The sequence below is a fragment of the Staphylococcus felis genome, assembly GCF_003012915.1.
Taxonomy (GTDB): Bacteria; Bacillota; Bacilli; order Staphylococcales; family Staphylococcaceae; genus Staphylococcus; species Staphylococcus felis.
This window is the reverse complement of sequence record NZ_CP027770.1, coordinates 337982-363265: the sequence shown is the minus strand read 5'-3', so window position 1 is coordinate 363265 and position 25284 is coordinate 337982. Positions and strand designations below refer to the sequence as shown.

24 protein-coding genes and 2 pseudogenes are annotated in these 25284 nt (G+C 35.1%); 20 read left to right on the top strand and 6 right to left on the bottom strand.

The genetic code is table 11. The features are described from left to right. The first annotated feature begins 178 nt into the window (after positions 1–178). The 6 genes from C7J90_RS01790 to C7J90_RS01765 all read left to right on the top strand — a co-directional run bounded on the left by C7J90_RS01790 (position 179) and on the right by C7J90_RS01765 (position 4922). Positions 179–847, top strand: a complete 669-nt coding sequence (locus C7J90_RS01790) for a uracil-DNA glycosylase (protein ID WP_103209527.1) — start codon at positions 179–181, stop codon at positions 845–847. Then, positions 840–1178, top strand: a complete 339-nt coding sequence (locus C7J90_RS01785) for a DUF5327 family protein (protein WP_103209529.1) — start codon at positions 840–842, stop codon at positions 1176–1178. Before C7J90_RS01790 ends, C7J90_RS01785 begins: the two co-directional genes overlap by 8 nt. Before the next feature lie 12 nt (positions 1179–1190). Further along, positions 1191–1553, top strand: coding sequence for a DUF423 domain-containing protein (locus C7J90_RS01780; RefSeq protein WP_103209531.1), 363 nt, complete (start codon positions 1191–1193; stop codon positions 1551–1553). Between the two features lie 230 nt (positions 1554–1783). Continuing rightward, a complete protein-coding gene (locus tag C7J90_RS01775; RefSeq protein ID WP_103209533.1) occupies positions 1784–3235 on the top strand; it encodes an APC family permease in 1452 nt (483 codons plus the stop codon). Between the two features lie 147 nt (positions 3236–3382). Then, positions 3383–3934: a GNAT family N-acetyltransferase gene (locus C7J90_RS01770; RefSeq protein WP_158701888.1), complete on the top strand. Its 552-nt coding sequence runs from the start codon at positions 3383–3385 to the stop codon at positions 3932–3934. A gap of 736 nt (positions 3935–4670) precedes the next feature. Beyond that, positions 4671–4922 carry a DUF3923 family protein gene (locus tag C7J90_RS01765; RefSeq protein WP_103210784.1) on the top strand — a complete coding sequence of 84 codons (252 nt, stop codon included), beginning with the start codon at positions 4671–4673 and terminating at the stop codon, positions 4920–4922. A gap of 164 nt (positions 4923–5086) precedes the next feature. Here C7J90_RS01765 and C7J90_RS12285 read toward each other — a convergent pair. The 3 genes and pseudogenes from C7J90_RS12285 to C7J90_RS01755 all read right to left on the bottom strand — a co-directional run. Continuing rightward, positions 5087–5312: pseudogene (locus C7J90_RS12285) on the bottom strand (IS6 family transposase); the annotation flags it as partial. Between the two features lie 51 nt (positions 5313–5363). After that, positions 5364–5675, bottom strand: a pseudogene (locus C7J90_RS12280) (IS6 family transposase); the annotation flags it as partial. Positions 5676–6063: 388 nt separating this feature from the next. Continuing rightward, the gene (locus C7J90_RS01755) at positions 6064–6621 is read right to left on the bottom strand and encodes a TetR/AcrR family transcriptional regulator (RefSeq protein ID WP_232618907.1); all 558 of its coding nucleotides are present in this window, start codon (positions 6619–6621) and stop codon (positions 6064–6066) included. A gap of 125 nt (positions 6622–6746) precedes the next feature. Between C7J90_RS01755 and C7J90_RS01750 the strand changes: the two genes are divergently transcribed. Continuing rightward, entirely contained in the window at positions 6747–7394 is a 648-nt protein-coding gene (locus C7J90_RS01750; RefSeq protein ID WP_103207230.1) for an HlyD family secretion protein, read from the top strand. 14 nt (positions 7395–7408) lie between these two features. Beyond that, positions 7409–9145, top strand: a complete 1737-nt coding sequence (locus tag C7J90_RS01745; protein WP_103207232.1) for a DHA2 family efflux MFS transporter permease subunit — start codon at positions 7409–7411, stop codon at positions 9143–9145. 153 nt (positions 9146–9298) lie between these two features. On the opposite strand, the gene C7J90_RS01740 is transcribed toward C7J90_RS01745, so the two are convergent. The 3 genes from C7J90_RS01740 to pta all read right to left on the bottom strand — a co-directional run bounded on the left by C7J90_RS01740 (position 9299) and on the right by pta (position 12070). Continuing rightward, entirely contained in the window at positions 9299–10012 is a 714-nt protein-coding gene (locus tag C7J90_RS01740) for a hypothetical protein (RefSeq protein WP_103207233.1), read from the bottom strand. A 232-nt stretch (positions 10013–10244) separates the two neighbouring features. Further along, the gene (locus C7J90_RS01735; protein ID WP_103207235.1) at positions 10245–11081 is read right to left on the bottom strand and encodes a lipoate--protein ligase family protein; all 837 of its coding nucleotides are present in this window, start codon (positions 11079–11081) and stop codon (positions 10245–10247) included. After that, positions 11081–12070 carry a phosphate acetyltransferase gene (gene pta, locus C7J90_RS01730; protein WP_103207237.1) on the bottom strand — a complete coding sequence of 330 codons (990 nt, stop codon included), beginning with the start codon at positions 12068–12070 and terminating at the stop codon, positions 11081–11083. Before pta ends, C7J90_RS01735 begins: the two co-directional genes overlap by 1 nt. A gap of 269 nt (positions 12071–12339) precedes the next feature. Here pta and hemQ point away from each other — a divergent pair, with 269 nt between their 5' ends. The 12 genes from hemQ (at position 12340) to argS (ending at position 24966) form a co-directional block, all read left to right on the top strand. Further along, on the top strand, positions 12340–13092 hold the full coding sequence (hemQ, locus tag C7J90_RS01725) for a hydrogen peroxide-dependent heme synthase (protein ID WP_103207238.1): 753 nt from the start codon (positions 12340–12342) through the stop codon (positions 13090–13092). A gap of 373 nt (positions 13093–13465) precedes the next feature. After that, complete coding sequence (locus C7J90_RS01720) at positions 13466–14827, top strand: APC family permease (RefSeq protein WP_103207240.1); 1362 nt, start codon at positions 13466–13468, stop codon at positions 14825–14827. A gap of 51 nt (positions 14828–14878) precedes the next feature. After that, the gene (locus C7J90_RS01715) at positions 14879–15592 is read left to right on the top strand and encodes a threonine/serine exporter family protein (protein WP_103207253.1); all 714 of its coding nucleotides are present in this window, start codon (positions 14879–14881) and stop codon (positions 15590–15592) included. 11 nt (positions 15593–15603) lie between these two features. Beyond that, a complete protein-coding gene (locus C7J90_RS01710; RefSeq protein WP_103207241.1) occupies positions 15604–16077 on the top strand; it encodes a threonine/serine exporter family protein in 474 nt (157 codons plus the stop codon). A gap of 175 nt (positions 16078–16252) precedes the next feature. Continuing rightward, positions 16253–17794 carry an SLC13 family permease gene (locus C7J90_RS01705; RefSeq protein WP_103207243.1) on the top strand — a complete coding sequence of 514 codons (1542 nt, stop codon included), beginning with the start codon at positions 16253–16255 and terminating at the stop codon, positions 17792–17794. A gap of 116 nt (positions 17795–17910) precedes the next feature. Then, complete coding sequence (locus tag C7J90_RS01700) at positions 17911–18252, top strand: YuzB family protein (protein WP_103207244.1); 342 nt, start codon at positions 17911–17913, stop codon at positions 18250–18252. 515 nt (positions 18253–18767) lie between these two features. Beyond that, entirely contained in the window at positions 18768–19247 is a 480-nt protein-coding gene (locus tag C7J90_RS01695; protein ID WP_103207246.1) for a GNAT family N-acetyltransferase, read from the top strand. Between the two features lie 25 nt (positions 19248–19272). Continuing rightward, the gene (locus C7J90_RS01690; RefSeq protein ID WP_103207247.1) at positions 19273–20571 is read left to right on the top strand and encodes an HD domain-containing protein; all 1299 of its coding nucleotides are present in this window, start codon (positions 19273–19275) and stop codon (positions 20569–20571) included. A gap of 45 nt (positions 20572–20616) precedes the next feature. Continuing rightward, positions 20617–21126, top strand: a complete 510-nt coding sequence (locus C7J90_RS01685) for a YwhD family protein (protein ID WP_103207249.1) — start codon at positions 20617–20619, stop codon at positions 21124–21126. A 417-nt stretch (positions 21127–21543) separates the two neighbouring features. Beyond that, the gene (locus tag C7J90_RS01680) at positions 21544–22320 is read left to right on the top strand and encodes a hypothetical protein (RefSeq protein WP_103207250.1); all 777 of its coding nucleotides are present in this window, start codon (positions 21544–21546) and stop codon (positions 22318–22320) included. Between the two features lie 563 nt (positions 22321–22883). Next, positions 22884–23291, top strand: a complete 408-nt coding sequence (locus C7J90_RS01675; RefSeq protein WP_103207255.1) for a YwiB family protein — start codon at positions 22884–22886, stop codon at positions 23289–23291. Positions 23292–23307: 16 nt separating this feature from the next. Beyond that, entirely contained in the window at positions 23308–24966 is a 1659-nt protein-coding gene (gene argS, locus C7J90_RS01670) for an arginine--tRNA ligase (RefSeq protein WP_103207252.1), read from the top strand. The last annotated feature ends 318 nt before the right edge of the window (positions 24967–25284 follow it).

Sequence of the window (25284 nt, the reverse complement as noted above, 5' to 3'; positions counted from 1 at the left end):
GTCCGTCTGTTTATGCTATAGATTGACTTGCTCACCACATGATGTGTTTGAGTTATCAGTGACAGACTTCATTTCTACTTAATTATTATAATATCATGATAAAGATTCAGATAGAAATGGTTTAATTTTACAGTGCTAAAAAACAAGTTATGTTAAAATATGAGCTGAGGTGAAGTGGATGGAATGGTCGACAATATTTCATAACATAAAGTCAAAACACGATTTTAAAGAAATGCATGATTTTTTAGAAAAGGAATATGCGACAGAGATTGTGTATCCTGAACGAAAAAATATTTATCAAGCTTTTGATTTAACGCCTTTTGAAAATATTAAAGTGGTCATTTTAGGTCAAGATCCATACCATGGCCCTAATCAAGCACACGGTTTAGCGTTTTCAGTACAGCCTAACGCGAAATTCCCACCTTCATTGCGTAATATGTATCAGGAATTGGCAGATGATATAGGGTGTATACGCCGATCTCCACATTTACAAGATTGGGCGAGAGAAGGTGTATTATTATTAAATACAGTATTGACTGTACGAAAAGGAGAAGCACATTCTCATCGCGGGATTGGTTGGGAAGTATTTACCAATGAAATCATTCAAGCTGTTTCTGAATACAAAGAAGGGGTTGTGTTTATTTTATGGGGAAAACCAGCCCAAGAAAAAGAACGCTTAATTGATCGCTCAAAACATTTTATTATCAAATCGCCGCACCCTAGTCCATTATCAGCATTTCGAGGCTTTTTTGGCTCGAAACCATATTCTAGAGCGAATCAATATCTAGTGGAGCAAGGGAAGACACCGATTCAGTGGTGTGAACGAAAGGAAGAAAGCAATGAATAAAGAACGACTCATTCAATTATTAGAAGAGGAACTTGTTCAAGCAGATGCAGCCAAGACAGATGCTGCATTTGACAAACATATTTATGCGATATATAAATTAACATCTTTATATTCCGAGTCTGAAAGGTCATTGAGCCAAAATACTAAAGTTACGGAAATGCCCCCCAGTGCAATGCAAAATCAATCGATATCAAAATCAAAAGTAACACAAGAAGAAATAAGACGTATGGGAGGCAAAACACCACCATCAACAAACAGCGCTCAATCGAATAACCAAAGAATGGTAACAGATGACGAAATAGGAAACGGTGAATCCATATTTGACTTTTAAGGAGGTATGATGATGAAGGTCTTTATTATATTAGGTGCGCTGAATGCACTTATAGCAGTTGGAACGGGAGCGTTTGGTGCACATGCATTAGACGGTAAGCTCTCTGAACATTATTTATCAGTATGGGAAAAAGCGACAACGTATCAAATGTATCATGGTTTAGGTTTGATTTTGATTGGTATCATAGGAAGTACGCTTCACATTAATGTAGGATGGGCTGGATGGCTCATGTTTTTAGGTATAGTCTTCTTTAGTGGTTCGCTTTATATCTTATCGCTTACACAAGTAAGTGTATTAGGTGCTATTACACCGATAGGCGGCGTGTTGTTTGTTGTAGGCTGGCTCATGCTTGCAATTGCCGCATTCAAAATTTAATAAACCAATGATACTTACGAGTAGAAAAAGAACTTCAAAATCTTTTCTACTCGTTTTTTAAAAGCATATAGTTGAGAAAGTATCGGAAAATAAATGTATTTAAAAGACTAACTATTGACAGATGAATGATATTTGAATAACCTTTATACCTCTATAAGTATTTATATTGAACTTAAAAGTATTTGAGAATTAAAAATAGGGTATATAATCACTCAGGGGTGAAGAAAATAATGCAAAAAGAAAATAAAAAGCCAGATCGCGGGGATTTACAACAAAATCTGTCTGAAAAATTTGTATGGGCTATTGCGTATGGCTCTTGTATTGGATGGGGATCTTTTATACTCCCTGGTGACTGGATTCAAGCATCTGGACCTATTGCAGCATCGATAGGTATATTTATTGGTGCACTATTGATGATTATTATTGCTGTTAGTTATGGGGCACTAGTCGAACGTTTCCCAGTTTCGGGTGGAGGATTTGCTTTTAGTTTTTTAGGGTTTGGACGCTATGTGAGTTTCTTCTCATCATGGTTTCTAACTTTCGGTTATATTTGTGTCGTTGCATTGAATGCGACAGCGTTTAGTCTGTTGATTAAGTTTTTAATTCCAGATTTTATTGAGTTTGGGAAATTATATACTATTGCGGGTTGGGATGTCTATATCACCGAAATACTAATTGCGTCATTTTTATTGTTAATATTTATGTTTATTGCTATTAAAGGCGCAAGTGTTTCAGGAACGTTGCAATATTATTTTTGCATCGCGATGGTTATTGTAGTAGTTCTTATGTTTATAGGGTCATTTTTTGGTACAAATTTTGATTTAGAGAATTTAAAGCCATATAATGGGCCACAATATGGATGGTTTCAAGCGATTATTATGATAGTAGCGGTGGCACCATGGGCGTATGTAGGTTTTGATAATATTCCTCAAACAGCTGAAGAATTTGACTTTTCGCCTAATAAAACATTTAAACTCATTGTATACAGTTTGGTTGCTGCGGGGGCGACTTATGTATTGATGATTTTATATACAGGTTGGTTAAGTAGTGGTGGTAGCGATCTATGGTTGACAGGTTCTGTTACGCGTGAAGCGTTTGGTTCAATAGGATTAGGTGTGCTCGCAATTGCGATTATTATGGGTATTTTTACAGGACTTAACGGTTTCTTATTAAGTTCGAGCCGTTTACTCTTTTCTATGGGTCGCTCTGGTATCATGCCGACTGTATTTAGTAAATTACATCCTAAATATAAAACGCCGTACGTCGCGATTATTTTCTTAGTCGCATTAACATTGATTGCACCGTGGTTAGGACGAACTGCGCTGACATGGATTGTGGACATGTCTTCAACAGGTGTATCGATTGCATACTTTGTTACATGTTTAGCAGCTGCACGATTATTTAGTTTTGACAAAAATAGTAAAACATATGGACCGGTTTATAAAGTGTTTGCAATCATCGGTTCAATCATTGCATTTATCTTCTTAATGTTATTGTTATTACCAATTTCACCGGCAGCACTTTCACTTCCATCGCACATTGCACTTGCAGGATGGACGATTTTAGGACTTATTTTCTTCTTTATACGTTTGCCAAAATTAAGAAAGATGGATAAAGAGGAACTCACACAATTAATATTGGATACAAATAAAAAAGAAGTCGATCGTATGATAGACGAATAGTACTGTTATCGAGTGATATAAAGAGATGAAGTTAGGACAACGAGGTTCGAGTCCTGACCTCATCTCTTTTATTGAATATATCGTATGTTGACAAAAAGGATGGTTTCATCTAAAATAATCAGAAAATTTAGATATGGGAGTGGTGAGATGCATCAGTTTAAACTTCATCTATATGATGATGTGAGCTTAGTGGCTCCAACAATACAACATGCAAACGAAATGTTTGAAGCTGTGGATTGCAATAGAGCGCATTTAAGACAATTTCTAGATTGGGTCGATATGACGACATCTGTAGAAGATGAACAGAAATTTCTAAAAACAATATTATCTTTACAGGCAGAAGGAAAGGCAAAATTATATTTTATTTATAAAGCAAATGAGTTGATAGGGACAGTAGACTTACATCAATTTAATGAAGAGGGACGATTTGCTGAAATAGGGTATTGGCTCGTTGAGAAATATACAGGCCAAGGTATTATGACAAAAGTGGTCAAGGCAATCTGTAAAATTGCGTTTCAAGATTTAGCTTTAAACAAAGTAACTTTGAGAGCGGAAGCCGATAATCATGCAAGTCAACAAGTCGCTATGAAATGCGGCTTTAGATATGTCGGCACTATGGAACAGCACATATATCGTAAAAGTAAAGAAGCGTACGTCGATTTGAAGTATTATGAATTGCTCAAAGAAAAATTGACTTAAGTGCTAAATGTGAACAAATTGTGACAGAAAAAATGAATGGTGTTTCATTTTAATAAAAAATCAACAAAAATTAAATATTCCTATCCCCAAATGAATGAAAACATGATACATTAGAGTTAAGCAAAAGATATGTTGAGTAGATACATATTATTTTGTGTTTTTCATTTTCAAAAAGTTCTCCAATAAAAGGGCCTGATCGTCTTTATAGCGTAGCGACTATAAAAGAGGATACAGGCCCGTTTGCATAGGCTAACATCACTTTAGTCCATACATAGTTACTTGTTTATACAGAAACGATTTTGCCTTTAATATGCCCCTGTGTTAATATGCTTCTCTAACGATATATTTATGTATATTATAGGAACTTGTTTGTTGCAGACCATGATAAAAGCTTTATTTCTTTTGAAATAAGCAAATCACTTTTAAAAAATTTGGAAAACGTAATTTGATTTTAGAAATGTTTTTGAAGATAATTGGATTCGCTATGAAGAATTAATTGCTCGTCTTGGTATATTGTTAGGGATTTTATATTCAATACACTCTTCTTCTTTTAGCAATAAAAAAATCGGCATTCTTTTTTATTGCTTTGCAACAAAATTTTCTAACTTATTAGAGTTTGTTTATAATATATTGATAATACTTTTTGTATACATTCAAAATATTATATACAAAGTAAAGATATAGATTTATAATTAAATTGATGTTATAGTAAAAAAACTGAAAAGGAGATATTGCTATGAAATTATCATGGATACTTTGGTGGATACTGAATGCTTTTTGGTTAGTTATATTTATTGCTAGTACAATCTTTATTTGGACAAGGAGCGTTGATGCTGCAGGCATAACACAAATCCACGATGCTAAATTAGCTGCTTTTATTGTGTTAGTAGTAGCTTTTCTATTTCCATTCATTGTTCAAATTATTTGGATGATTATTAATATTATTGTAAGTAAAAATAAACAACCTAGAAAATATGTTAATCATTAATTTTATAATGAATGATAAGAATAGAATAATGTTGATAAACACTATTTCAATCCTTATCATAAAATATCCTTCTTTTTCGTTTCTAGCATCCATTCTTTTATGGATTATATTGCTAGATTTTTCTCTGTTTATTAACTGATTTGTAAACAAACAAAAATATAGACTTATATTACTGCGACCATAATATCCAATGATATTAGATTTATTTTCTTCTTATATAGATTATAAATACATTTAATATCTTTGAGAGTATTCTTTGTCATATTGATACTTTGTCCTTCTCACCTTAATATAATAGCGGTCTTGTTTAATGAGGTTAATAATATATTTAGATGAATGATAGTAACTGGATTTAATTTTGAAAACTTTCTTTAATTTAGACATGATTACTTCGTTGAAAGTGCTTGATCTGTAGAGGTTTGCCAAAGCGATTATCTCGTTTTTACATAACCAAATCTCTAATGTATGACTAGCTGTATCAATCACGCGACACAAATAACACCATTTTTCCTTTTGACTTTGATATATTTCGTCAATACACCACTTATAATACGCTTTTTTATTCTTTTTCTTACAAAGTTGATACAAAATAGGAGCATATTCTTAAACCAACTTACCCACGATAGGCTGTTGAATGATGAGCATTAACACCACGTTTTCTTAATATTTCAGATATCTCACTATATCTTAAGTAGTAGCGAAGGCTACAGTGATAATATCCTTATAGAATTGCTTATATCTAAAATAGCTCATATAACAGATTCCTTTGTTGTTAAAATTACACTTATAAAATCAACTTTGCAATAGCCCGATATTTATACGACCTTGTTTAAGAGGATTACATAGTTTTTTAAACTTCGTATATACTTCAGTAGTTCGCATATGCTTGGATTTATTATCATATTTAAATAAGTACCAGTTGATTGTATATTAGTAACAATAAATTGTATAAATGATGGAGAGGAATTCCATGTGTTTTGCAAAGTCTATTTAAATGCTTGCATTTTATTGGCTGTATTTGCATAGATACTGGTACTTCTTTCGCCATTTTCTTTGTAATCCTGTTTAGACTTTAACTAAGAATTCAAGCGCGTTGAAATAAACCTCATGTATATGGTCACTATATAAAAAATTTTCAAATTTATCGATCTGTTTTCAAAATATTTGTATATAAGATTCGTGCCATTCTTCGTGTAGGCTCCTTGCAGTCATCCGCAAGCCAGGCGTAAATAAGTGAAAGCTGTCCACCAATAGTATATTGAATAAAATGATCGGCATCATTTAGGTTAGGTAAATCATTAAGCATCTTTTTGTAGGCATCCTTAGTTAGTTTGATATACGCTTGAATCAAATGAACTTGAGGATGTGTCACAATGACTGCAGTAAAAAAGGCTTGATAGCGTTTAATATAACGGAACATCAGTTGAAAGGTTTTTAACACTTTATATTTCACTTCATCTAATTCACAGTTTTGAACGGTTTGTGAAAGATAGTCCATTAATTTTTTGTATTTCGACATATGAAAAGCTGTCATCGTATCAAATAATTGGTATTTATCTTCAAAATGTGCATAAAAAGTAGAGCGGTGAACACCACTTTCAGCACAGAGTTGTTTAATTGTAATGGATTCAAATGTTTCGGTCTCTAACAGTTTGACCATGGCTTTAAATATTTTAATACGCGCTTTAGCTCGATTCATAGTATCACCCACTTGAGTATAATATAAAATAAAATCCGACACATTTAAAAAGATTGTTTGTATAAATATAGAGGGGATTCGTCATATAATAGTGAATGTTAATTTTTAATGAAAGGAAGTCATTTATGAAAAAAATAATCATGATTAATATTATATCGATAGTACTATTAGTCATTATCGGGATAGTGGGTTTTTACTTTTACAATCAATCAGTGAACTATATCAAAACGGATAATGCACAAGTTGATGGACAACAAATTAAAATAGCAAGTCCAGCATCAGGCCAAATCTCGAAATTAGATGTCAAAGAAGGAGACAAATTAAATAAAGGTGATACAGTCGCTCAAGTACAATCACAATCTGGAGAAGGTGGATCACAATCTATGACTATTGAGATGCCTTCGAATGGAACGATTGCCAAATTAGATGCTCAATCAGAAGGGGTTGCACAAGCAGGTCAACCGATAGCATACGCATACAATATGGATGATTTATATATTACGGCTAATATTGACGAAACAGCAATTCAAGATGTAAAAAAAGGTCAGGCCGTTGACGTTTCAATTGATGGTCAAGACGCTAAAATTAAAGGTGAAGTTGATCAGATTGGTAAAGCTACGGCATCTAGTTTTTCACTCATGCCATCATCGAATAGCGATGGCAACTATACAAAAGTGACACAGGTTGTTCCGGTCACTATCAAATTAGATAATCAGCCTTCAAATGGCGTAGTTCCAGGAATGAATGCAGAAGTCAGTATACACAAAAACTAAGGAGGGGACACCATATGTTTGTAGTCATATATAGTGTGATTGCCCTTAGTATAGTTGTATTGTTAAACATTATTTTGATAAAGCGTAGTCGTAAACGTAAAATGACAAAGCGCAATATACAATCGAATATCGAAGCAAAGACACATGATGATAATAAAATGTTGGAAGAAACGAATGAGGTTGAGCGTGATTCCAGCGGTCAAGCGACAAGTCAAAGCCAAGTGAAAGATGCGGCGCAAGACTATATATTTAAAAAAGGGGTTACACGAAATAAAATTTTGTTAGCGATGATTTTTGGGATGTTCATTGCCATTTTGAATCAAACATTGCTCAATACAGCACTTCCGAAAATCAATACGGATTTTAATATTACGGCATCAACTGGTCAATGGTTAATGACTGGTTTTATGTTAGTGAATGGAATTTTAATTCCAATTAGTGCGTTTCTATTTAATAAATATTCATATCGACGACTCTTTTTATTTTCAATGTTTGTTTTTACAATAGGTTCTTTAATATGTGGCTTTGCTTGGAATTTCCCTGTAATGATGACAGGGCGTATATTTCAAGCCATTGGGGCAGGTATTCTGATGCCGCTAGGGACAAATGTGTTTATGACCATTTTCCCGCCACATAAACGAGGTATGGCAATGGGGACGCTTGGTATTGCGATGATATTAGCACCAGCTATCGGGCCAACGCTGTCAGGTTATATAGTCGAAAACTATGATTGGCATACGATGTTTTTCGGAATGTTTGTCGTCGGAATCATTTCTTTTGTGATTGCGTACGGTTGGTTTGGTATTTATCAAAAAACAACAAATCCTAAAGCGGATGTAGCTGGTATTATTTTGAGTACAATAGGCTTCGGTGCGTTATTGTATGGATTTAGTGAAGCGGGGAACGATGGTTGGACATCTACTAAAATAATTGTGATGTTCATTATCGGTATCATATTTACGGCAGCATTTGTAATACGAGAAGTCACAATGAAAGTGCCTATGCTTAATTTTGAAGTATTAAAGTATTCAGGTTATACATTGACAGCTGTGATTAATATGATTGTGACGATGAGTTTATTTGGGGGTATGATTTTGTTGCCGCTATATTTACAAAACTTGCGAGGGTTCTCTGCTTTAGATTCTGGGTTGTTACTTCTCCCAGGCGCATTAATTATGGGTGTTATGGGACCTATTGCTGGTAAGTTGCTTGATACAATTGGTATTAAACCTTTGGCAATTATCGGTTTGGCCATCACAACTTACGGAACGTGGGAGCTTACGCAACTCACAATGGACACACCATATTCTAGTATTTTGATGATTTATATTGTCCGATCATTTGGAATGAGCTTTATTATGATGCCTATTATGACTGCAGGGATGAATGCGTTACCTTCTCGTTTAATTTCTCACGGTAATGCACTGGTCAATACAATGCGTCAATTAGCAGGATCAATCGGTACGGCTATTCTAGTAACGGTAATGACACAGCAAACAGAATCACATTTAGCAACATTCCAACAAGATTTAGATCGTACGGATCCATTTATCAAAGATCAATTACAAGCTATGGCGCAACAAATGGGAGGAGAATCCCAAGCCACGTCTGCAATAATCCGTTTTATCAATCAACTTGCATCAGTTGATGGCGTTAACAGTGCATTTTGGGTAGCCACTGCACTCAGTGGACTTGCACTTATTTTGAGCTTTTTCTTACGAGGTAAATCTCATTATATATCAGGAGAATAGTGCGGAAGAAGTCATTTAATTCAATTTGATAAGCTCCCTATAAAGTAAACACTTCAAAAGTGAAAGCTTTGTAGGGAGCTTGTCTATTATCATACACCATATCTCTTTTTTAGGATGAACATTAGCTGAATTTCACTTTGATGATAAATAGTCCTAGTTCTCTGTTTCTTTATTTTGATTAAACCATTCCTCAAGTTTTGTTTTTAACGCTTCAAGCTTATTGCCAACTTTGTCTAATTCTTCTTGCATTTTTTCAGTATTACCATTTTCTTTCGCGTCTTTCGCATTTTCTAAATTGTCAATGCTATCTTCATATTGGTTTGCTGCTTGTTGAGATTCACTTTGGTTGAAATTTTCTTTTAATTTGGCTACTTCATCTTTGAGTTTAGCTATTTCAGATTCGGCTTTACTGGTTTCATTTTCATTTTGGATAGTGTCTTGTGTTTGTTTGATTTGGTCTTGAATATCTTGATTTTGCTCTTCTAATCTGTCATATTGATGATTTTGCTGGTTAACTTGTTGGTCAGATTGATTTTCTTCAATATCATTAGTGGGGTTAGCACAAGATTTAACAGCGAGTATAACAGCGATAATAAGCACGATGAAAAATCCTAACATAAACCATTTCTTTTTGCTTTTTTCTTTTCTATGTGCTTCTTCTAGTGCTCTTTCGCGTCTATAATCACGTTCATTGTATTCGCTATGACGTTTAGGCTGTATTAATAGCCCTCCAAATACTTGATACTGTTGTTCATCGGTTAATGAATTGATGTTCAGATCTGTATTTAATTGATTGTATTTATCATATGCTATAATCGTTCCATCATCTAAAATTTTCTCAATTCTAGGATAATTTTGACGTTTCATGAGCATTCCTCCTTAAAACAGTACGCTAACATTGAAAATATGATGCTACTATTCATGTTATATTATACGTTTTTCATTGTTACCTATAAATTGATTATAACGTATATCAAATGTAACATATTTCAACTATACTCAAGAAATACTATTGTAAGATTTTTAATGTGACTTTAATCTACAGAATCAAAAAACTGTCGACAAAGTATAAGCCTTATCGACAGTTAAAATGGTATGTTTATTCAATTTGAGCATTCATTTTAGCGTTGCGCTCAACAATGCGTTCATAGTATTTGTCATACAATATCATTTCATCAGTCGTAATAGGATCCATATTCAACTGCCCACCTAAGTCTTTAATAGCATAGAGCAACTTGAACATGACATCTTGAACTGTGATTTCACGGCCTAATAGTGTTTCGAGTGATGCCATGCAGTCTGGGTGAATATCAGGATAGGCGAACTTTGTTTGAGCCCCTTTTAAAGCATGTTGATAAAAGTCATGCATCAGTTGTGCGCGTTCACTACCGGATCCTTCAACACATAGATAAATTTGTACAGCAATACCTCCACGAACACGACGCTGTGAAATACCGGCAAATTTTTGATTATTTATACTTAAGTCATATTTACCCGGACAATATGAATGTACAATTTCATGCGTATCTATTTCGACATCTTCATCTTCAAACATTTTAGAAATCAGCAGATACATCACAGTAAATGCTTCGTCAATAGAAACTTCAGTTTTACCTTTGAAAATTAAAGATACGTTTAGGATGCCTTGGTCCAATACAACACCTAATCCCCCAGAATTACGAACGATAGCATTATACCCTCGTTCATCTGTGAGATAGTGTATGCCGTCTTTTAAAAAAGGAAGACGAGAATCATGAATGCCAAGAATGACTGTATGTTGATGTACCCATGTACGAACGATGTTAGGAGATAAATCATTGCCTACGCGTTCGGAAAACGTATCGTCAAAAGCAAATGACTGCATGGGCTCAAGACCTGTTGAATGATCAATATAGCGCCAAGCAACATCGTTAAAGTATTTAGATGACAAATCCATTATTGTAAACTTTGTGCTGCTGTAATAATAGATAAGTTGTATACGTCTTCAGTTGAGCAACCACGTGATAAGTCATTAACAGGTGAGTTAAGTCCTTGTAAAACAGGTCCTACTGCATCAAAGCCACCTAAACGTTGAGCAATTTTATAGCCGATGTTACCAGCTTCTAGGCTTGGGAAGATAAATACGTTAGCATCGCCTTGAATTTGAGCACCAGGTGCTTTCTTTTGAGCTACTTCAGGTACCATAGCAGCATCAAATTGGAATTCACCGTCGATGACAACGTTTGATAATTGTTCAGTTTCAATTTTATCTTGTGCTAGTTTAACAGCTTCTGATACTTTTTCAGTGTCGTCAGATTTTGCTGAACCTTTTGTTGAAAAGCTAAGCATTGCAACGCGTGGGTCCATGCCGAAGCTTTGAGCTGTTTTAGCACTTTCGATAGCGATTTCAGCTAAGTCTTGTGCGGCAAGCTCTGGGTTGATTGCACAATCGCCGAAGATATATTGTTTGTCATCTTTAATCATAAAGAAGACACCTGATGTTTTAGATACACCTGGTTTTGTTTTGATGATTTGTAAAGCAGGTCTTACAGTGTCAGCTGTTGAATGTGCTGCACCGCTTACTAATCCGTCAGCTTGACCTGTATAAACGAGCATTGTACCAAAATAGTTAACGTTATTAAGTAATTCTTGAGCTTGCTCTTCAGTTGCTTTCCCTTTACGACGTTCAACAAATTTAGCAACTAAATCTGCTTTTAAATCACTTGTGTCAGGTTGAATCACTTCGATACCTTCAATATTTAACCCCTTTTCAGATGCTAATGATTGAATGTTAGCTTCATTGCCTAAAACAATAGGTTGAACATAGTCAGAAGCTTGTAATTCAACAGCAGCTGATAATACACGTTCATCTTCACCTTCTGGTAGTACGATACGTACATTTTTTCCTGAAAGTTTGTCTTTTAATACATCTAATAAACTAGACATAATGGTCCTCCTCTACTTTCCTTCATCATAAATTTCCATATATTATTATACGCTATTTAATGTTTGATTTCCAAGACTAGAATTGTTGGAATGCAGGCAGATTTATATAGGAAAGTGTTAATATTTTGAAGGGAATAGGATAGTGACATTTGATTGATAAATAGTGAGGGAGGTGTTAAGAAAATACAAAGGGTTTATACAGCTTCAAGTCCTCATTATATGTTAATATTTAACTTGAAATGAATAATAAGAGTTAAGGAGTGTTTTTCATGAGTCATGCAGCAGAAACCTTAGATGGTTGGTATAGCTTACATTTATTTTATGCAATAGATTGGGCATCATGGAGATTAGTACCTGAAGCAGATCGTCAAGAAATGGTAGAACAACTGGAGTCTTTATTAACACGATTCAAAGGTGCAAAAGCAAATGGTGAAGGGGATCATGTTCTATATAATGTGACCGGTCAAAAAGCTGACTTATTGTTATGGTTCTTACGCCCTGAAATGAAAAATCTTACTGATATTGAAACAGAAATCAATAAATTACCAATTGCAGACCACTTTATTCCAACGTATTCGTATGTATCAGTCGTTGAATTGAGTAATTATCTTGCAGGCGATTCTAATGAAGATCCTTACCAAAATCCTCATGTAAGAGCAAGATTATATCCGGAATTGCCTGAAAAAGAATATATTTGTTTCTACCCGATGAACAAGCGTCGTAATGAAACTTACAACTGGTATATGCTTTCTATGGAAGAACGTAAAAAGTTAATGTATGACCACGGCATGATTGGTCGTAAGTATGCCGGTAAAATTAAACAATTCATCACTGGATCAGTTGGTTTTGACGACTATGAATGGGGTGTTACGCTATTCGCAGATGATGTACTTCAATTTAAGAAGATTGTTTATGAGATGCGTTTTGATGAAACAACAGCGCGCTACGGTGAGTTCGGAAGCTTCTTCATTGGCCACCGAGTAGAGCGATTGGCAACATTATTTGAAATGAACACACAATAAAATGAGCTGTAGTTATTGAAGCTAGATTCAATCATAGCGAAGATATAGTATCTGGGCGAGAAGTGATTTTTTGAAATTTGACTTTCTCGCCTTTTTTGATATTGATATATTCAAAATGATAAGACAGACTCGAAATGGGTGAAGCGATACACTTGAGGGGCTAGCATAGAGAATAGTGTAATGGATGTTCTTGTTATATGTGTATTCTGGGATTTGAAGGCGGTGCACGGACATGGGGAGGGAGAAGCCGATTAAGAAGGTTTTAATCGGTTTATCAAAGATGTGCAAAATCTTTTCTTTAAAAAACAGATTTCTGCCCTGTACTCATGTTATAGTTATATCATTAAAACTAACACGATAAGGGGAGTCACAAATGAATTCGGAGCAACAAAAGTTAAAGCCGACGATTGGATTGTTCACAGCAGTAACGATTATTGTGGGAACGATTATAGGATCAGGCGTTTTCGTTAAGCCGAGTTCTGTACTTGAATATGCGGGTACGAACAATATGGCGCTATGGGCTTGGCTCATAGGTGGATTTTTAACTTTAGCATCCGGCCTGACGATTGCTGAGGTAGGTGCACAAATTACACGTACAGGCGGGCTATATGCATACATAAAAGATATATATGGTTCTTTTTGGGGGTTTTTGACAGGCTATGCATTGACTGTTTTATACGGTCCAGCCATTATCGTATCGCTTATACTGTTTTTAGGCATTTTGATTACGAGCTTTTTTTCGATTAGTGCGACATGGACGATTCCAATAGGAGCTGGTATTTTTATCGCTCTACTTTTAATTAATATGGTAGGGACATATTATGCCAATAGTGTGCAAAATATTACAACACTTGCGAAGTTGATCCCTATTTTTGCCATTGTCGTATTTGGCTTGATTTTTGGGAGTGAAGGGGTTTTTGGTCATGATGTGACCCAAATCATTCTCGATAATGATGGGACAGTCAACTTTGGACGTGCGGTGCTTGCGACGTTATTTGCATATGATGGATGGATTATGCTAACGACAATGTCAGGTGAGATGAAGCGCCCTCAAAAAGATTTACCACTTGCGATGTTAATCGGGATTTTGGTTGTGACATTGGTTTATGTACTTATCAATGTCGCGATATTTAAAATACTACCAGCTTCAGAAGTGTATTTATTAGGTAATAGTGTGAGCTTTGAAGCGGCGACTGTGATTTTTGGAAGTTTAGGAGCCAAAATTGTTAACATTGGTTTAATCGTTTCTATTATCGGAACATTAAATGGGAAGGTCATGACATTTCCGCGGATTCCTTTTGCAATGGCACAAGATAATTTGTTGCCGGGTTCAAGATATGTACAATATATTAGTAAAAAGTTTGAAACACCAATTGGCGCACATCTTGTCATGACAGTATTGACAGTGATGATCTTAATATTAAGCATCGTATTTCCTAAGATTTTTGATGCGGATTATTTATCTGAGATTACTATTTTCGTCATTTACTTTTTCTATCTTGCTTCATTTGTAGGCTTGTTTGTTTTACGTCGTAGGTATAAGGATAGAAAACGTTCATACTCTGTTCCGCTTTATCCAGTTTTACCAATTTTAGCGATGTTAGGCGGCTTGTTTATTATTATCAACACTTTTATATCAGATCCATTAGGTGCAGGTATTGCAATAGTTGGACTTTTAGCAGGTATTCCCATTTATTTATTAAAGGTTCGACGTCAACAACGTTCTCTAAAGTAGGTGACAAGATTGAAAGATCATCAACGCACAGATGTAGAGGTAACCAATATTGTGATTTTAGCAGGCCGTATTTTACTTGAATGTGGAGCTGAGGCGTCACGTGTAGAAGATACAATGAACCGTATCGCTAGCAGTTATGGTTATCATGACACACAAGGTTATGCATTGAATATTTTTATTAACTTTTCATTATCTCCAGATCATGATACACGGATGGTTAAAATTAAAAAAAATGATACGAATTTGCGCAACGTCTATTTAGTCAATGAAATTTCGAGGCAGATTTCGAAGCGGCAGTTGACATATGAAAAGGCTTATCAAATGTTAAAGCGGATTGATCAACAGTCAGAGCGTCATAAGCTATGGCATAAAATGTTGTTTGCCGGTATGATTTCGATGGGGTTCTTATATTTACAAGATGCCAGTTGGATTGACCTTTTTCCTGCTGTGTTAGCCGGAGCATTAGGGTATTTTGTGACAGAATGGATGAAGGAGAAGCACTTGACGCTATTTATTCCCGATTTGTTGGGTGCGATTGTGATTGGTATAGTCGCAATACTGTTAAATCGTTGGCTCGGCAATCCTAACTTAGGCGCAACTATTACTGCTGCAGTCATGCCGATCGTTCCTGGTGTGCTCATTACGACAGCTATTCAAGATTTGTTTGAACGTCACATGCTGATGTTTACTGCCAAGTTTTTAGAAGCGATTGTGACTTCATTTGGAATAGGGGCTGGTATCACAACTGCATTTATTCTTTTATAGGAGGTTAAAAAATGACGTTATTCTTAATATTTATATTTAGTTTTTTAACCTCATTTGGCTTTGCATTTATATATGATGCACCTCAACGCTTATTTTTACCGGCTGGATTGTGCGGAGGACTAGGTTATTTAATGTTTTTTATAACGAGCGATACATTTGCGATTGATAGTATTTATGCAAGTTTGTGCGGTAGTTTTGTAGTTGGCTTAATGAGTCATATGATGGCAAGAGTATGTAAAGCCCCTGTGATTTTATTTATGGTCCCCGGGATTATTCCGCTAGTACCAGGAAGTATATTCTTCAAAGGGGCACAAAAGGTATTAACACTTGAGTTTAATGAAGCTAATGATATTTTTGTTCGCGCGACGCTGATAGCAGGTGCAATAGCAGTGGGGCTATTATTTTCAAATCAATTAGCCAAATCATTTTTCAAAAGCCCTACAGCACGCATTAAGCAAAGTTTTAGCAAAAACCATTTAAAATAGCATTTTGAGCAGAATACATGAAGCCTATAAAGGTGAAAGGTATTCTGTTTTTTTAGGTTAGAAGAGCAAAAAAATAATTTGGAATATTGAGAATCATAAGAAAAATGAATTCAAATGTGATATACTATTTAAAAAAAGTATAACAAAATGGGGATGATGAGAAGGGGGAATACATATGGTACATCCAAAAGAACCACGTGTACTAACATTTTACAACCAGAAGAAAAAGGATCCTTCCTATACGCTGAGTCAGTTGGTAGGATTAATACTTGGGCCATTATTGTTTTTGATAATTGTACTTTGGGTTAGGCCCGATGATTTATCATTTAAAGGGGTCTATGTTTTAGGTATCGCTGTTTGGATTGCTTTATGGTGGATTACAGAAGCGATTCCAATTCCAGCTACAAGTTTACTGCCGCTTATTTTGTTGCCACTGGGTCATGTTATGGATAGTGCAACGGTTTCTGCACAATATGGGAATGATATTATTTATCTATTTTTAGGTGGCTTTATATTAGCGATTGCTATGGAGAGATGGGATTTGCATACGCGAATAGCTTTAAATATTATAAAGAATATTGGAACAAGTACCGGACGGATTTTACTCGGCTTTATGGTGGCAACAGCAGGTCTATCGATGTTTGTTTCGAATACAGCTGCTGTTATGATTATGATTCCTATTGGTATCGCTATTATTAAAGAGGCGCACGACCTGAAAAAAGATCATTCAGAGGATCGTGCATTAAGTAAGTTTGAACGAGCATTAGTGCTTGGGATTGGGTATGCTGGAACAATTGGTGGGTTAGGAACACTGATCGGAACGCCTCCCTTAATCATTTTAAAAGGACAATACGCGGCGCATTTTGGAGCAGAATTAAGCTTTGCAAAATGGATGATTGTGGGTATTCCAACTGTATTTTTGCTGATTGTTTTAGCGTGGCTTTATTTTAAATATGTTGCTTTTCGTCATGATATGAAAACTTTGCCCGGTGGCCGTCAAGTGATTGAAACTAAATTAGCATCACTTGGAAAAGTAAAATACGAAGAAAAAGTGGTCTTTCTTATATTTTTATTAGCCAGTTTTTTATGGATTTCGAGAGAATTTTTATTATCAAAATGGCAATATACAGAGCTTGTTGCAGATGGGACAATCGCAATGTTTGTCGCGATACTTTTGTTTTTAATACCCGCTAAACATCAGTACAAACGTATACTCGACTGGTCTGTTGCAAAAGAATTACCATGGGGTGTTTTAATTCTATTCGGTGGGGGCCTTGCGTTAGCTAAAGGAATACAAGAAAGTGGCCTTGCGACTTGGTTAGGAAAGCAACTTACGTTATTAAATGGTGTGAGCCCAATCATTATTGTAGTAGTGATTACAGCGTTTATTTTATTCTTAACTGAAATCACGTCAAACACTGCGACAGCAACAATGATTTTGCCTATATTAGCAACTTTATCTGTAGCCATTAATGTGCATCCATTGTTGCTTATGGCACCAGCAGCGATGGCAGCCAATTGTGCCTACATGTTACCTGTTGGAACGCCACCAAATGCGATTGTATTTGGTACCGGTAAAATTCAAATTAAAGAAATGGCGTTAAAAGGATTTGTGATGAATGTGATTAGTATTGTTGTCATTATTTTAGTCGTGTATTTTGTACTCCCAACAGTATTAGGCATTGATATAACACAAAGTATACCAACTCAAAAATAACCTCTCTTGCTCGGTATATTCACACTCGATACTTATTTTCAAACTGTACAACTTGAAAATATCCTAAAAAAGAGTAAAATAAGTAGAGTTAAAATCTATGAGAGGTGGGAAGTTAGGTGAAAAATAAATTTTTGGTTTGCGATGATTGCCAGGCTGTTAATGTCAAAAGCGTCACACAAAAATTAAAAAAATTAGATCCAGATGCTGACATTGAAATTGGCTGCCAATCCTATTGTGGGCCTGGTCGACGTAAAACATTTGCATTTGTAAACAACCGTCCACTTGCTGCACTCACTGAAGAGGAACTGATGGAAAAGGTCGAAAAACAATTGCAAAAACCACGTGATCCTGAAGAAGAAGAACGCCTCAGAAAGCGCAATGAAGAACGAAAACGTCGAAAAGAAGAACAAGATCGTAAACTTAAAGAAAAGCTTTCCAAACGTAAACAATCACAATAATTCAGATGATATAGATAACAAAAGAGTGAGATTAAAGCAAGATGCCATGAATCGGTATCTAATAAATGCTAAAGGTCTCATTCTTTTTTAATTTCATTAGTATATCCATTTACTAAACAGATCTATTTTCATGAATAAAAAGTAAAATGCCTGTGAACAGCGTGTAATCATATAAAGCGTTCAGATCCAATGAAGTGTATCATTGGATAGCAGCGTTTTGAAAATTAAGGCGTCAGTCATCTATGTTTAGATGGCTTTATGGTATAATTAAAGGTATTCCAATAATTCCATTTAACTTGATATTTAAAGTATTTGAGTATCATTTTAATAATAAAAAATAACAGACATATAAAAGGAAAAATAGATGAACCTTAAATCTACTGTTTTATCTAAATAGCAAGATGGAAGGGCGTATATTGAGCTTCACCCTGTAATAGAAGTGTTTAAGATATTGACTTCTCTAAGTGAACATGAGATGTTTGTCCTGTTATAAGTCGATAAGGAGCGGTTTTATTATGTATGAAGTAAGAAGAGCTACACCAGAAGATGTTATAGGTATTCGAGATGTAGCGACCAAAGCATGGTACAATACGTATTTGAATATTTATGCTGCAACAACTGTGAATGAATTACTTGCAGCTTCATATAATGAAGAACACTTATTAAAACGTTTAAATGAACAGTTATTTTTAGTAGCTGTTGAAGATGAAGAGGTCGTCGGATTTGCGAATTTTATACAAGGCAAAGATGTCTTTTTATCAGCGCATTATGTCCGCCCTTATTCTCAAAACAAAGGTTATGGACGTTTGTTATTAGAAAAAGGACTAACGTATCTAGAAGAAAAGTATGATGCGCTGTACCTCGAGGTAGATCAATATAATCAAAAAGCTATAGCGTTTTATGAGCAAGAAGGCTTTAGTATTGCACGTACATACGAGCATGTGATGTATGGCGAAACAATGAATTTAGCATTGATGAAAAAACAATTAAGATAATGTGTAGATAAGGAGGATTTTATCATTGAAAGATCCAGCCTATGTTCATTGCAAGTTATCAGAGGAAAAAGTTTTTAAAGATCCAATACATCGATATATACACGTTCAAGATCGACTGATATGGGACTTAATCAAAACTAAGGAATTTCAAAGGTTGCGTCGAATTAAGCAACTAGGGACGTTAAATTTAGCATTTCATACAGCAGAGCACAGCCGCTTTGGACATTCATTAGGCGTGTACGAGATTGTGAGGCGGATGATTGACGAAACATTTAAAGACCACAAAGATTGGGATCCGAACGATCGACCACTAGCCATGTGTGCGGCACTCCTTCACGATTTAGGTCATGGGCCTTTCTCACACTGTTTCGAAAAGATTTTTGATACGGATCACGAAGCATATACACAGGCTATTATTATGGGGGATACTGAGGTGAATGCCGTTTTGCGACGCGTCAGTGATGATTTTCCAAAGCAAGTGGCTGAAGTTATCAATAAATCGCATCATAACAAATTAGTTATTTCAATGATATCGTCTCAAATTGATGCAGACCGCATGGATTATTTACAAAGAGATGCCTACTTTACAGGTGTATCTTACGGCATGTTTGATATGGAACGGATTTTGAGATTGATGCGTCCTTCCAAGGATGAAGTGCTTATTAAAGAAAGTGGCATGCATGCAGTTGAAAACTTTATTATGAGTCGCTATCAAATGTATTGGCAAATTTACTTCCACCCGGTAAGTCGTGGTGGAGAGGTTTTACTTAACAACTGTTTCAAACGTGCTAAATATCTTTACGAAAGTGGTTACCAATTTAAAGTATCACCACGTGACTTTGTGCCATTTTTTGAAAAACGGGCTACTGTTGATGAGTATATTAAGTTAGATGAAACAGACGTTACCTTTTACATCAAAGAATGGATGAACGAGGACGATTCCATATTAAGAGACTTATCGCGTCGATTTATTAATAGAGACTTGTTCAAATATTTGCCGTTTGATGGCTCGATTATTACAATTACTGAGCTTGAAGATTTATTTAGAAAAGCTAATATTGATCCTGAATATTATTTTGTCAGTGATTCTTTTTCTGATTTGCCTTATGATTACGATCGACCAGGTTCAAATCGTCAACCTATTCACTTGTTACAAAGCAGCGGTAATATTAGAGAGATTAGTAGTCAGTCGCTCATTATTTCAAGTATTACTGGGATTAAACGTGAAGACTATAAGTTATATTATCCTAAAGAATTGATTTTAAATATCAAAAATCCTGAAGTAAAAGGTTCAATCATAAACTTATTGAACGAATTAGATTAGCGACATATCATTATTATCAATACTTACAAAAAAGGAGGCACATCAATGACTCAAAAAAAAGGATTTAATTTCAATATTATCAAAAAAGACCCATTGGATGGACATAAAGGCACGAATATTGGGTCGATAAGTCTAGATAATATCGCGCCTGTTTTTATTGATATACATGAACAAGAAGCGTTTATAGATATTGGTGCTATGCATGCACGTGCCGAAGTAGAGCGACGTGTTAAATGGATTAATGAGATTGAAACTGTAGACGTTGAAGGCGCAAAACCTTATTGGTTATGCTGGGTTACAACTGAAAGAGGTGAAAAAGGACCATATTATGCTGGTCTTACAGCCGCTTATTTACTAGTCAATAAGTCGATTAAACGAGGGTATAAAAGCATGCCTGAACATGTCAATATGATGGACAAATCATTAAAACATAAAATCGTGATCGACCAAATTGGTGCAGAAAACCGTAAAGTGTTAGCAGACTTTTTAAAATCACATAATGAAGACATGTGGAAAAATTCAAGCGACGAATTACGTGATGCATTAACAAGATAGCTCGCATTGACAAACGGGGATGGAGTGTAAAGCGTAAAAGAACAGCTCTTACATTTCTCCCTTTTTATATTGCGTAACAAATAGGTGCTGACATTTCTAAATATCAATTGTCTTGAGATTGCTATATTTTAAACTGTGACATTCCTTCAATGTATGACGGAATCTTATACTAACATAATTGAATAAGAGAGCGTCAAATATCTATGGGTGATTAGTAATCTATCGCAAGTAAATAAAGTAATCATTTCAAAGAATCATGTTCTGGTATGAGCGTATTGTATGATTATGTGTGACTTTACTAGAAAGAAATACAATAATGACATTATAGGCATACTAAAATTTTATAGAATGAATGGTATGTTTTCATTAGTAATGACTGAGGCATAATAATATACTCGGATGTAGAGGAGGTACAGAATGAAAAGTTTAGCAATTTTGATGACGACTGTTGTATTAACAGTGGTAACGATAGCGAACATTTTAAATATTGTATACATACCTGTATCCAGTGCAGTTCTGATTATGTTTTGGATAGCAAGTCTTTTAATTTTAATCATAACGATTTTACTGAAACAATTCTATAAAAGTAAGTATAAAAAAGAAAATCTAGAGAACGAAAAAAGTCCAACATTAAAGGAAAATGAATACTTCTACCAAGCTCCTGTATATTTGTTTGATGATATGTACATAAAACTTCATGGATTTACAGATACATTTTGGAGTTTATACTTTCATAATCAATTTCATAAAATGCTCAACGCTTGCGGAATGGTTTGGATGCATGGCTTACGTGTCAAATCACCTGAAAACGATATCTTGATAAGACGCATTAAGATTTGGTCATTACGACCTTATTATGCGGTCTTTATTAATAATCACAAAATAGGCATATTAACTATGAAGTCTATTTTTAAAGGTGGCATCAAACAACAAGCTCCATATATTTTTAAAAGTTCACACGATGAATATAGTTTCCATAATGCGTATCTATCCAAGCAAACCACAATTCAAAAAGATCAACATAATATATTAGTTGGAAATCGCTCTTTCTTGGATTTAAAGACAAATGCCATAACAAAACGTAGGGGTGAAGTACACGACATAAAGGTGTTCGAGTGTTTTGAATACCCAAAATTACTATGGATTGCGCTTTATATTCAAATTATGAATAATCATCAAACAAAGGGAAATTAGTTAAAATATTGTAGATATTCTTCTCCAAATAGAGGCGGACAATGGCACTGTAACAGTTTTCTTACGACTATGATCTCTTATGATTGTGATGATAATAAGGTATATACGTGATAGAATTAGTGATTCGGTAGCCTTAACCTACTAGAGTATGTATCGACAATAAATAAAATGAAAAACAGCAATCTCATAGATAAGCGTTGGGATGGTATTCAATTGAAGAGTTTATGTTCAGGCTGGGACATAAATATCTCGAAGTTTTCTTATAATGAGATGATTCATTCAATGATACGAAAGCGTCTTATTTTTAAAGTATTTAATGTAAAATTACATGCATATCACGTCATATTGTTGGCGAGACGCCTGAGGGAATAGGATAAGCGTCGAGACCGCGGCTCGACCCATCTCCTAGGAAATGCGAGCCAAACAATACGCTTTTCTTTTGGGATTTATATCCTATACTTATAATCAAACTTTAAGTAAATATATCAAGCGATGCATACGCTTAAAAATATATTTATGTTATAATAATGTGTATTATTTTAAGGAGTAAGGTGAGTGGACCTGTGGAAAAACATGTTAACATTACGACACAGCAAATTGTGAAACAAAATGACCAAAAAGACAAGTTTGTCCATAAAACACAAGGTTTTTGGATAAAGAGAAAATCTGAATACATTCGCTATGAAGAACAGATTGAAGACACGAAAGTGAATGTTACAATTAAGTTTGTTGATGATGGTGTCAAAATCATTCGTAAAGGCGACATTCATATGACATTACATTTTGTGGAAGGACAAGACACAATGACGTACTATCATATACCAGAAGGGAAGATGGTATTATCGGTACATACGTTAAGCATCCTTCATTTTGTTACAGATCAAGGTGGCAAGCTTAAAGTCCATTACGAGTTATATCAAGGTGATGAAAAGATGGGCATTTATCAATATGAAATGAACTATCAAGCATAGTGAAAGGAGCAATATGATGAATATTGTTGAACAAGTGAAACAAACACTCATTCAAGAAATTGAGAAAAGCATTAAAAGTGCACAACTCGCTGACGAGATTCCAAATATTAAAATCGAGATTCCAAAAGATAGTAAAAATGGGGATTACTCTACGAATATTGCAATGGTACTAACAAAAATTGCTAAGCGTAATCCTAGAGAAATTGCTCAAGCGATTGTTGATCATTTTGATCAAGACGCAGCGCATGTCAAATCTATTGATATAGCAGGACCTGGTTTTATCAATTTTTATTTAGATGCGAGTTATTTAAATGACACAATTGATGATGTATTACGTAAGGGTGAACAGTTTGGTCGAGTTGAGACACCTAAAAATACAAAAACATTAATAGAATATGTGTCAGCTAATCCAACAGGTGACTTACATATCGGTCATGCTCGCAATGCAGCAGTGGGTGATACATTAAGTAATATTTTGGATGCAGCTGGTTATGACGTGACACGCGAATATTATATTAATGATGCCGGGAACCAAATTACAAACTTAGCATTGTCTATCGAAGCGCGCTATTTACAAAGTTTAGGTCAAGATGCGGAGATGCCTAAAGATGGCTATTATGGTCAAGATATTAAAGATATCGGTCAAGACCTTGCTCAAACGCGCTCTGACTTACAAACATTATCAGACGAAGAACGCCTTAAAACGTTTAGACAACTTGGTGTTGAGTATGAAATGAAAAAATTGAAGCAAGACCTTTCAGATTTCAATACACATTTTGATACATGGTTTAGTGAGACAAGTTTGTACGAAAATCATGAAATCAAAGCAGTATTAGATAAAATGACTGCGCTTGGTTACACATACGAAGAAGATGGTGCAACGTGGTTACGCACAACAGATTTTAAGGACGATAAAGATCGTGTGCTTATTAAAAAAGATGGCACATATACGTATTTCTTGCCAGACATCGCTTATCACTATGATAAGATTCAACGCGGCAATGATCAACTTATCAACTTGTTTGGTGCAGATCATCATGGTTATATCAATCGATTAAAAGCATCTCTTGAAACGTTTGGTGTAGATAGTCAACGTTTAGAGATTCAAATCATGCAAATGGTACGATTGATGCAGAATGGTGAAGAAGTAAAAATGAGTAAACGTACAGGCAATGCGATTACGTTACGTGAAATTATGGACGAAGTGGGCGTTGATGCAGCGCGTTACTTCTTAACAATGCGTAGTCCAGACACACATTTTGATTTTGATATGGAATTGGCTAAAACACAATCTCAAGATAATCCCGTATATTATGCGCAATATGCTCATGCGCGTATTTGTTCTATATTACGTCAGGCAAAAGAGCAAGGTTATCAAGTACAACAAGGCGCGAATTATCGTCTGATTACGAATGATAAAGCAATTGAATTATTGAAAAAAATAGCTGAGTTTGAGCCTATGATTGAAAGTGCAGCAGAAGCAAGAGCACCTCATCGTGTAACGAACTATATTCAAGATTTAGCTGCTCACTTTCATAAGTTCTACAATGCGGAAAAAGTATTGACGGAAGATCAAGAGAAAACAAAAGCACATTTGGCATTGGTTGAAGCTGTGCGTATCACTTTAAGAAATGCATTACGTTTAGTAGGTGTGACAGCGCCAGAGTCGATGTAAAAAATAATGATTTTTTAATAAGGATGTAGAGTCTGAGACATAAATATCTCAGTAATCGAAAAACTTCGAGGTTTTTGTAAGTATTTACGAAAACTCTCGAAGTTTTCTTATAATGAGATGATTCATTCAATGATACGAAAGGGTCTTTTTTTAAAGCATTTTAATGTAAAATTACATGTATATCACGTCGTATTGTTGGCGAGACGCCTGAGGGAATAGGGTGAGCGTCGAGACCGGGGCTCGACCTATCCCCCTAGGAAATGCGAGCCAAACAATACGCTTTTCTTTTGGGATTGATGTCCCAGCCCCATTCCTACG

Excerpts from the sequence above, each read along its gene's own strand:
- C7J90_RS01790 (WP_103209527.1), top strand. The coding sequence starts at position 179 with ATGGAATGGTCGACAATATTTCATAACATAAAGTCAAAACACGATTTT.
- C7J90_RS01785 (WP_103209529.1), top strand. The coding sequence starts at position 840 with ATGAATAAAGAACGACTCATTCAATTATTAGAAGAGGAACTTGTTCAA.
- C7J90_RS01780 (WP_103209531.1), top strand. The coding sequence starts at position 1,191 with ATGAAGGTCTTTATTATATTAGGTGCGCTGAATGCACTTATAGCAGTT.
- C7J90_RS01775 (WP_103209533.1), top strand. The coding sequence starts at position 1,784 with ATGCAAAAAGAAAATAAAAAGCCAGATCGCGGGGATTTACAACAAAAT.
- C7J90_RS01770 (WP_158701888.1), top strand. The coding sequence starts at position 3,383 with ATGCATCAGTTTAAACTTCATCTATATGATGATGTGAGCTTAGTGGCT.
- C7J90_RS01765 (WP_103210784.1), top strand. The coding sequence starts at position 4,671 with ATGAAATTATCATGGATACTTTGGTGGATACTGAATGCTTTTTGGTTA.
- C7J90_RS01755 (WP_232618907.1), bottom strand. The coding sequence starts at position 6,621 with ATGAATCGAGCTAAAGCGCGTATTAAAATATTTAAAGCCATGGTCAAA.
- C7J90_RS01750 (WP_103207230.1), top strand. The coding sequence starts at position 6,747 with ATGAAAAAAATAATCATGATTAATATTATATCGATAGTACTATTAGTC.
- C7J90_RS01745 (WP_103207232.1), top strand. The coding sequence starts at position 7,409 with ATGTTTGTAGTCATATATAGTGTGATTGCCCTTAGTATAGTTGTATTG.
- C7J90_RS01740 (WP_103207233.1), bottom strand. The coding sequence starts at position 10,012 with ATGAAACGTCAAAATTATCCTAGAATTGAGAAAATTTTAGATGATGGA.
- C7J90_RS01735 (WP_103207235.1), bottom strand. The coding sequence starts at position 11,081 with ATGGATTTGTCATCTAAATACTTTAACGATGTTGCTTGGCGCTATATT.
- pta (WP_103207237.1), bottom strand. The coding sequence starts at position 12,070 with ATGTCTAGTTTATTAGATGTATTAAAAGACAAACTTTCAGGAAAAAAT.
- hemQ (WP_103207238.1), top strand. The coding sequence starts at position 12,340 with ATGAGTCATGCAGCAGAAACCTTAGATGGTTGGTATAGCTTACATTTA.
- C7J90_RS01720 (WP_103207240.1), top strand. The coding sequence starts at position 13,466 with ATGAATTCGGAGCAACAAAAGTTAAAGCCGACGATTGGATTGTTCACA.
- C7J90_RS01710 (WP_103207241.1), top strand. The coding sequence starts at position 15,604 with ATGACGTTATTCTTAATATTTATATTTAGTTTTTTAACCTCATTTGGC.
- C7J90_RS01705 (WP_103207243.1), top strand. The coding sequence starts at position 16,253 with ATGGTACATCCAAAAGAACCACGTGTACTAACATTTTACAACCAGAAG.
- C7J90_RS01695 (WP_103207246.1), top strand. The coding sequence starts at position 18,768 with ATGTATGAAGTAAGAAGAGCTACACCAGAAGATGTTATAGGTATTCGA.
- C7J90_RS01685 (WP_103207249.1), top strand. The coding sequence starts at position 20,617 with ATGACTCAAAAAAAAGGATTTAATTTCAATATTATCAAAAAAGACCCA.
- C7J90_RS01680 (WP_103207250.1), top strand. The coding sequence starts at position 21,544 with ATGAAAAGTTTAGCAATTTTGATGACGACTGTTGTATTAACAGTGGTA.
- argS (WP_103207252.1), top strand. The coding sequence starts at position 23,308 with ATGAATATTGTTGAACAAGTGAAACAAACACTCATTCAAGAAATTGAG.